We start from the raw sequence: 7,038 nt of genomic DNA on the forward strand, positions 1-7,038 counted from the left end.
CTTCAGACACATCAAGATCTTGCTGCAAATATTCATAACCACAAAAATATTGCCAATAAATATTTTCCTTTAGCTCTTCCTCCGTAAACGAATCAGAACCGTTGTACATAGCTTGAAGCATTGATAGTGCTAGCATTACTCTATGATCTTTCTTATTTCTACCAAATTGCTTGATTTCAATGTTAGGCAATGCTCTGGCTTCAAGTTCAGACCAATTTACTAAATCCCTTAGTTTATATAACTTGTTTTTAGGATTTAGTTTTGTAGATAATTTCTCTTCAAATAACCTTTCTTGTTTTTGGAGAAAAGTAATATTTTCTATAGGCATAATTTTAAAATCCGTAAGCTTTATGCGGTAATTATACCATTTTCTTATGGATTTTGTAAGCTGTTTATGACATGAAACCCCTTGTTAATTCAGGCGGGGAGAGTTTTGACGGAGGGACTATGTAGTAAATCAACTTGAGATAGCGTAATTTATTACAGAGTAATTGTTATTCCCGCGCAGGCGGGAATCCAGGTGAAGACTAGCTTTTCTAGATTCCGCCTGCGCGGGAATGACATAAAAGAAGGGCTATGTCAAATTATAATGCTTATACTTCTGCTGAAGGTGCATCACCAAATAGCTTGACATCATCAAGCTTAAGCCAAGAACAGATCTCTTCTGTAATATTGTAAGGGCCAGCTCCTTCTAAGGTGCTGCCAGTTAGATTGATGTCATGAGTTATGTCTGCAAACTCGAAATAGTTTTGAGCGATAAAGCGATTTATAGCACTTGTACTTACCATCTTATTTTGTTCCATAAAAAGGCTGACAAAATTAAGATCTAACTTTTGGTAGTCTCTTAAATAGCATATTTCTTCAAGAGCAAAAACACTATCATTCATCCATTTATTGTTTATAAACTCACAGATAGTAAGTAGTTTATCCATGTTTTGAACTACTACAGCAGCATTGTTACCAATAATACCTATCGCATTTGGAGTTTGGAAAATATAATTATGCCCATTGTGAGTAAAGTTAAGAGTTGAATTTAAGTTTACTGTTAAAGAACCCATGCAAATATCAGTTCCAGTGATGTTTAATGTACTATTATTGCCAACAACAACATTAGTATGCTGGCCCCATTAGCCACATGGCTATTGTGAAGGTTAATGGTACCAGAGGTAAGATTAATTACAGCTATGTGAGTAGTGCTATCTGTAATAGTAAGGTTATGGTTGTTTTCCACTTCGATATCATTAACATTATTAACTGTTGATGGATTGGCTTGTGTTCCTAGAACGCCTCCATTAATATGCATTATGCCCGCATTCCCGGCGTTTCCTCCATTAAGATTAGTCGCTAGTTGACAGAAACTTTGAACATTAGGAGTAGTTAATTTTAGTTTTGACATAGTAATATTCCTTGTGTTTTATATTTATAATTGTTAGTAGGCAATGGATTGTCTATATGCTATGTGCATATAAACATAGCGTATTGATTTTGTCAAGTGTATTAATATACGTTAATCTATATGTGATGCTACATAAGTCCTTTTTGTCATGATAGGTATTTAATCACCCAATTTGATATGCGCTCTTATACTAGCCTAAGTCTAGTGGAACTCTTTATAGTTTTGCTGGTTATTGTTTAAAACAAAAAAGCTTCAGCGTAAACACTGAAGCTTTTTAAAATTCAACTAACAACGCCCTGAGAATTAGCCTTCCATTCTCTTTCTGCGGTTGTTTTTTCTTATACGTCTATCAGACTCTTGTTTTTCACGAACTCTCTTCGAAGAAGGTGTTTCATAAAAACGAGATGTCTTCATTTGACGGAATACCAGCTCTCTCTGCATCTTTCTTTTAAGATCGCTGATTGCTTTTTCGCTGTTTCCACCATGAACACTAATATGTACTGCCACTAGAAATTACCTCCTGGTCGGCATTTTGTTGTAATAAGAGTTCATTATCTATATAGTTAGCGAGGCTGTCAAGTGAAAAGGTTACAAAATGAGCGATGTCGAAAAGAAACAGCAGGTAATAAGAATTAACTTCTTTAAAGAGTTATTGAAGTTGCTAGAGACTGCATCTTGGTCAGAAGATCTAATTAACTTAGCTGAATCTAATATGGGCCTTGATACTGGATATCGTCATATAATTTTTCCATCAGGTACACAAGAAATAGTAAGTTCTTTGGAAGGGTGGCTTGATAGTCAGATGCTTGAAAAATTACTTGAATTAGATAAACCTAAAAAAATACGTGATCAAATCGCTCTAGCCCTTGAAATTAGGATTTTTGGAGTGATAACGAAAAAAGTAGCGATGAGGTTCTTTGGTTATTACTTAGTGCCTACAAACATTATTTCTGGTACAGAAGTAGCGTGCCGTAGTTGTGATATAATTTGGAAATATGCTGGTGATAAGTCCAGTGACTTTAATTATTATACCAAAAGAGGTCTACTTCTTAGTGTGTATGCAGCAGCTCAGGTATTTTATTTTGGTGATAATTCAGAAAACCATAAAGACACTAAAGATTTTATCAAAAATGCACTTGATAATATTATCAATATTGCTAGTTTTAAGAACAATATCAAGATGCCAAAAATAGAAGATATTCCTATTGCTAGGCTCTTTTCTTGAAAATAAATTAAAATATCAAATGTATGAGCAATAAAAATCATTATCCCGAAGTAATATCAAACGTAGATTTTCCACAAATAGAAAATCAAATTCTTAAATATTGGCAAGAAAATAATATTTTTCAGCAATCTATTGATAATAGGAATTCAACGTCTGCAGATAATGAGTTTGTTTTTTATGACGGCCCACCGTTTGCTAATGGGTTACCTCATTATGGTCACTTGCTTACCGGTTTTGTAAAGGATACTTATGCAAGGTACCAAACAACTAAGGGTAAAAAGGTAGAGCGTAGGTTTGGTTGGGACTGTCATGGACTACCAGCAGAAATGGGGGCAGAAAAGGAGCTTGGGTTTTCAGGGCGTATAGCGATTAATGAGTATGGTGTTGATAAATTCAATGATTTTTGCCGTAGTTCAGTGATGAAATATTCTCAGGATTGGGAAAAATATGTAAACCGTCAAGCCAGGTGGGTAGACTTTAAAAACTCCTATAAAACTATGGATACTGGCTATATGGAGTCAGTACTTTGGGCATTTAAGGAATTATATAAAAAAGGTTTAATATATGAGTCGATGAGGGTTATGCCTTATTCTTGGGCATGCGAAACTCCATTATCAAACTTTGAAACTAGGTTGGATAACTCTTATAGGGAAAGGGCTGATAAGGCAATTACTGTTAGCTTTAAATTAAATGACATGCCAAATGGAGCTACGAGTGGTTGCGATGAATATCGTATTTTAGCATGGACAACAACTCCATGGACTTTGCCGTCTAATTTGGCCTTGGCAATTAGCGCAGAGATAAATTATGCGTGCGTAGTGAAAGAAAATATATGTTACATTATTGGTGAGTTTGCTGTTAAAAATTATGCCAAGGAATTAGGGATAAATGAAAATACTGAATTAGTCACTATTAAGGGCGAAAACCTAAAAGGATTAAGCTATCAGCCTTTATTTGACTATTTTAAAACTCATCCAAATAGCTTTAAAGTTTTCGCTGCTGATTTCGTTGTTGAGGGAGATGGTACTGGTATAGTACATATGGCTCCTGGTTTTGGCGAAGATGATCAGATTATTTGCGAAAAAGAAGGGATTGAACTGGTGTGTCCTGTCGATAATGCAGGGAAGTTTACTAGTGAAGTAAATGACTTTGAGGGAACTCAAGTTTTTGAAGCAAATGACCCAATTATTATTAAACTAAAAGAACAAGGTAGTTGGATAAAAACCGAACAATATATCCATAACTATCCGCATTGTTGGAGAACCGATACGCCCCTGATTTATAAGGCAGTACCTTCATGGTATGTAAAAGTAACGGCATTTAAAGACCGTATGGTTGAACTTAACCAAGAAATCAACTGGATACCAGGTCATATCAAAGATGGTTTATTTGGTAAATGGCTTGAAAATGCACGAGACTGGTCCATAAGTCGTAATCGTTTTTGGGGCACGCCAATTCCGGTATGGAGATCAGACGATCCGAAATATCCAAGAATTGATGTGTATGGCTCAATTGAAGAGCTAGAAAAAGATTTTAGCGTAAAATTAGACGATTTGCATAAGCCTTTTATTGATGAGTTGACGCGCCCTAATCCGGATGATCCGACCGGTAAATCAATGATGCGAAGAGTAGGGGATGTTTTTGATTGTTGGTTTGAAAGCGGATCGATGCCGTATGGACAGGTGCATTATCCTTTTGAAAATAAAGAATGGTTTGAGAACCATTTCCCTGCTGATTTCATTGTTGAATATTCAGCACAAACTAGGGGATGGTTTTATACTTTGATGGTCTTATCAACTGCTTTGTTTGATCGTCCTCCATTTTTGAATTGTATTTGTCATGGTGTTATTTTGGATGCCACAGGACAAAAACTATCTAAGAGGCTAAATAACTACGCCGATCCCTTAGAGTTATTTGAGAAATACGGTGCTGATGCGCTAAGAGTTACTATGCTTTCCTCAAGTGTAGTTCGGGGGCAAGAGTTGCTAATTGATAAAGATGGAAAAATGGTTTTTGATAGTCTCAGACTATTTATAAAGCCAATTTGGAACGCGTACCACTTTTTTTGTTTATATGCAAATATTGATAAAATCCAAGCACAAATGAGCTTTAAGTCTCAAAATGTTCTTGATCGATATATTATCTCAAAATTAAAAATTGCAGTAACTGCGATTGAGAAGAATATGGATTCGTATGATAGTTCTTCTTCGTATGAAGTGATTTCCTCCTTTTTTGAAGTATTAAATAATTGGTATATTAGGAGAAGTAGAGCTCGCTTTTGGAAAGCTGATCAGGATCAAGATAAGTTAGACTCCTATAATACTTTATATAGTTGTTTAGTCACAATGACAAAAGCTATGTCATCGCTTCTTCCACTTATTGCAGAGCATATTTATTTGGGGCTAAACCCCAGCGAAAAAAGTGTCCATTTAACTAATTTTCCTAAGTTAGAAGAGATAAAAATAGAGCATGAGTTGGTTGCAGTAATGGATCAAGTTCTTGATATCTGTAGTACGGCTTTATTCATTAGGAGTGCTGAGAATATTAGAGTAAGGCAGCCCCTTTCCGCTATTAAAATTATTACTGAAAATAGTAATAAATTTCAAGAGTTTATTGATTTAATCAAAGATGAAATTAATGTAAAATCAATCTTGTTTAGTGATGACCTATCAGGCAATGCGGATCAAAAGCTATCTATCAATTTTCCAGTTCTTGGTAAAAGATTACCAAATAAAATGAAAGAAATTATCTTAGCTTCTAAAGCTGGAAATTGGCAAGTCAATGACAATAAATTAAACATTTCAGGTGAGGACTTATTATCTGAGGAGTACTCAATGGTACTTGTGCCGCGTGCAAACAAGGGGGCTAAGCCATTATCTTCAAATCAAGGGATGATTCTGCTTGATTTAGAGATAACAGCGTCTCTTGAAGGCGAGGGAATAGCCAGAGATATAATTAGGCTTGTTCAGCAAGCCAGAAAAGATGCGGAATTTAATGTGTCTGACCGGATTGAGTTGGAGCTAAAATCTGATTATGATTTATCTTCGGTAATTGAAGAGCATGAAAAACTTATTTGTGATCAGACCTTGAGCAAGTTTAATTTGGGATTTAAGCCTGACTATAAGACTCAAGCCCCTTTATTTGAACATAGTGTAGAGATAATGATAAAACGAGTTATACCAAATCCCATTTTTAAATGATCCAAAGAATTTTGTGGATCTTCCTTGTGCTCACCTATAAGTATAGGCTGCGCAAGCTCGTACTGAAGTTCAGTTGTCTCATTTAATCTGGGATTTGGTATTATACCCTTCAGAGCATAACTTTATTTGTAAAGTTATGCTCATTCGTCATAATTTTTCAAATTTATTGGGCTGCAGATACTTTGCTTCTAAGTTCTATATAACAAAACCTGAAGCATGGTTGAGTGTGTGTGCCGATATTTAGCTTGACTTTGTAATATTAGTTATTTACTCTTTTATCGTGGTAATAAGCTCTGGGGTTTCAAAACCTTGTTAACGTAGCCGTTTTAGTTGTAAATTGATTGATCGTCGATTTATAATATTGGAGAAATGGTGATTGTTATGGATAAGAAAAAAATTCTTCCTAAAGTCATTTTCATAACTGTTGTTAACGGTTTGCGATCCCCCCGGTACTTTTAGAGTTGGGAATAAAAAATAATTATCATTCCTTTAGTGTTAAAATTAAGAGAGCCGTCTTAAGCTCTTTTTATTTTGTTTTTAATATGAAAAAAAGGAAATCATGACTGACAAAAAAATACTACAAACAGAAATTATTAGGGCTGCGAAAGTTGGTGATGTTGCAGAAATGTGTATACTTATTGGTCAAGGAGCAAATCCATTTGTATTGGACCATGATGGAAAATCGGCAGTTTCTTACATTTCAGGTGTTATTAATTCGGTACAAATGAAAGAGCTTGCAAAAGAGACGGCTCGTTTTTTATATACTAAATAGTCCCTCCGTCAAAACTCTCCCCGCCTGAATTAACAAGGGGTTTCATGTCATAAACAGCTTACAAAATCCATAAGAAAATGGTATAATTACCGCATAAAGCTTACGGATTTTAAAATTATGCCTATAGAAAATATTACTTTTCTCCAAAAACAAGAAAGGTTATTTGAAGAGAAATTATCTACAAAACTAAATCCTAAAAACAAGTTATATAAACTAAGGGATTTAGTAAATTGGTCTGAACTTGAAGCCAGAGCATTGCCTAACATTGAAATCAAGCAATTTGGTAGAAATAAGAAAGATCATAGAGTAATGCTAGCACTATCAATGCTTCAAGCTATGTACAACGGTTCTGATTCGTTTACGGAGGAAGAGCTAAAGGAAAATATTTATTGGCAATATTTTTGTGGTTATGAATATTTGCAGCAAGATCTTGATGTGTCTGAAG

Annotated in this window: 8 protein-coding genes; 4 read left to right on the top strand and 4 right to left on the bottom strand. The window is 34.9% G+C overall.

Going from position 1 to position 7,038, the window contains the following annotated elements; all coding sequences use genetic code 11:
• The 4 genes from Megvenef_RS06485 to rpsU all read right to left on the bottom strand — a co-directional run.
• A partial coding sequence (locus Megvenef_RS06485) for a transposase (protein ID WP_322776028.1) occupies window positions 1-328 on the bottom strand: 328 nt, incomplete at its 3' end.
• A 265-nt stretch (window positions 329-593) separates the two neighbouring features.
• Window positions 594-1,058 carry a hypothetical protein gene (locus tag Megvenef_RS06490; RefSeq protein WP_322777164.1) on the bottom strand — a complete coding sequence of 155 codons (465 nt, stop codon included), beginning with the start codon at window positions 1,056-1,058 and terminating at the stop codon, window positions 594-596.
• Between the two features lie 23 nt (window positions 1,059-1,081).
• Window positions 1,082-1,396, bottom strand: coding sequence for a hypothetical protein (locus tag Megvenef_RS06495; protein ID WP_322777165.1), 315 nt, complete (start codon window positions 1,394-1,396; stop codon window positions 1,082-1,084).
• A gap of 303 nt (window positions 1,397-1,699) precedes the next feature.
• Window positions 1,700-1,903: a 30S ribosomal protein S21 gene (gene rpsU / locus Megvenef_RS06500; RefSeq protein ID WP_322777166.1), complete on the bottom strand. Its 204-nt coding sequence runs from the start codon at window positions 1,901-1,903 to the stop codon at window positions 1,700-1,702.
• Window positions 1,904-1,991: 88 nt separating this feature from the next.
• Between rpsU and Megvenef_RS06505 the strand changes: the two genes are divergently transcribed.
• The 4 genes from Megvenef_RS06505 to Megvenef_RS06520 form a co-directional block, all read left to right on the top strand.
• A complete protein-coding gene (locus Megvenef_RS06505; protein WP_322777167.1) occupies window positions 1,992-2,621 on the top strand; it encodes a COQ9 family protein in 630 nt (209 codons plus the stop codon).
• A gap of 23 nt (window positions 2,622-2,644) precedes the next feature.
• Window positions 2,645-5,821, top strand: a complete 3,177-nt coding sequence (ileS, locus tag Megvenef_RS06510; RefSeq protein ID WP_322777168.1) for an isoleucine--tRNA ligase — start codon at window positions 2,645-2,647, stop codon at window positions 5,819-5,821.
• A 559-nt stretch (window positions 5,822-6,380) separates the two neighbouring features.
• Window positions 6,381-6,593, top strand: a complete 213-nt coding sequence (locus tag Megvenef_RS06515; RefSeq protein ID WP_322777169.1) for a hypothetical protein — start codon at window positions 6,381-6,383, stop codon at window positions 6,591-6,593.
• Window positions 6,594-6,710: 117 nt separating this feature from the next.
• On the top strand, window positions 6,711-7,038 hold a 328-nt coding region (locus Megvenef_RS06520), incomplete at its 3' end, for a transposase (RefSeq protein ID WP_322776028.1).

It is taken from the genome of Candidatus Megaera venefica (assembly GCF_034554655.1).
Lineage (GTDB): Bacteria > Pseudomonadota > Alphaproteobacteria > Rickettsiales > Rickettsiaceae > Megaera_A > Megaera_A venefica.

Bases quoted from the DNA above. Each gene is read 5' to 3' on its own strand.
- Megvenef_RS06490 (WP_322777164.1), bottom strand. From the start codon at position 1,058: ATGGGTTCTTTAACAGTAAACTTAAATTCAACTCTTAACTTTACTCAC.
- Megvenef_RS06495 (WP_322777165.1), bottom strand. From the start codon at position 1,396: ATGTCAAAACTAAAATTAACTACTCCTAATGTTCAAAGTTTCTGTCAA.
- Megvenef_RS06505 (WP_322777167.1), top strand. From the start codon at position 1,992: ATGAGCGATGTCGAAAAGAAACAGCAGGTAATAAGAATTAACTTCTTT.
- ileS (WP_322777168.1), top strand. From the start codon at position 2,645: ATGAGCAATAAAAATCATTATCCCGAAGTAATATCAAACGTAGATTTT.
- Megvenef_RS06515 (WP_322777169.1), top strand. From the start codon at position 6,381: ATGACTGACAAAAAAATACTACAAACAGAAATTATTAGGGCTGCGAAA.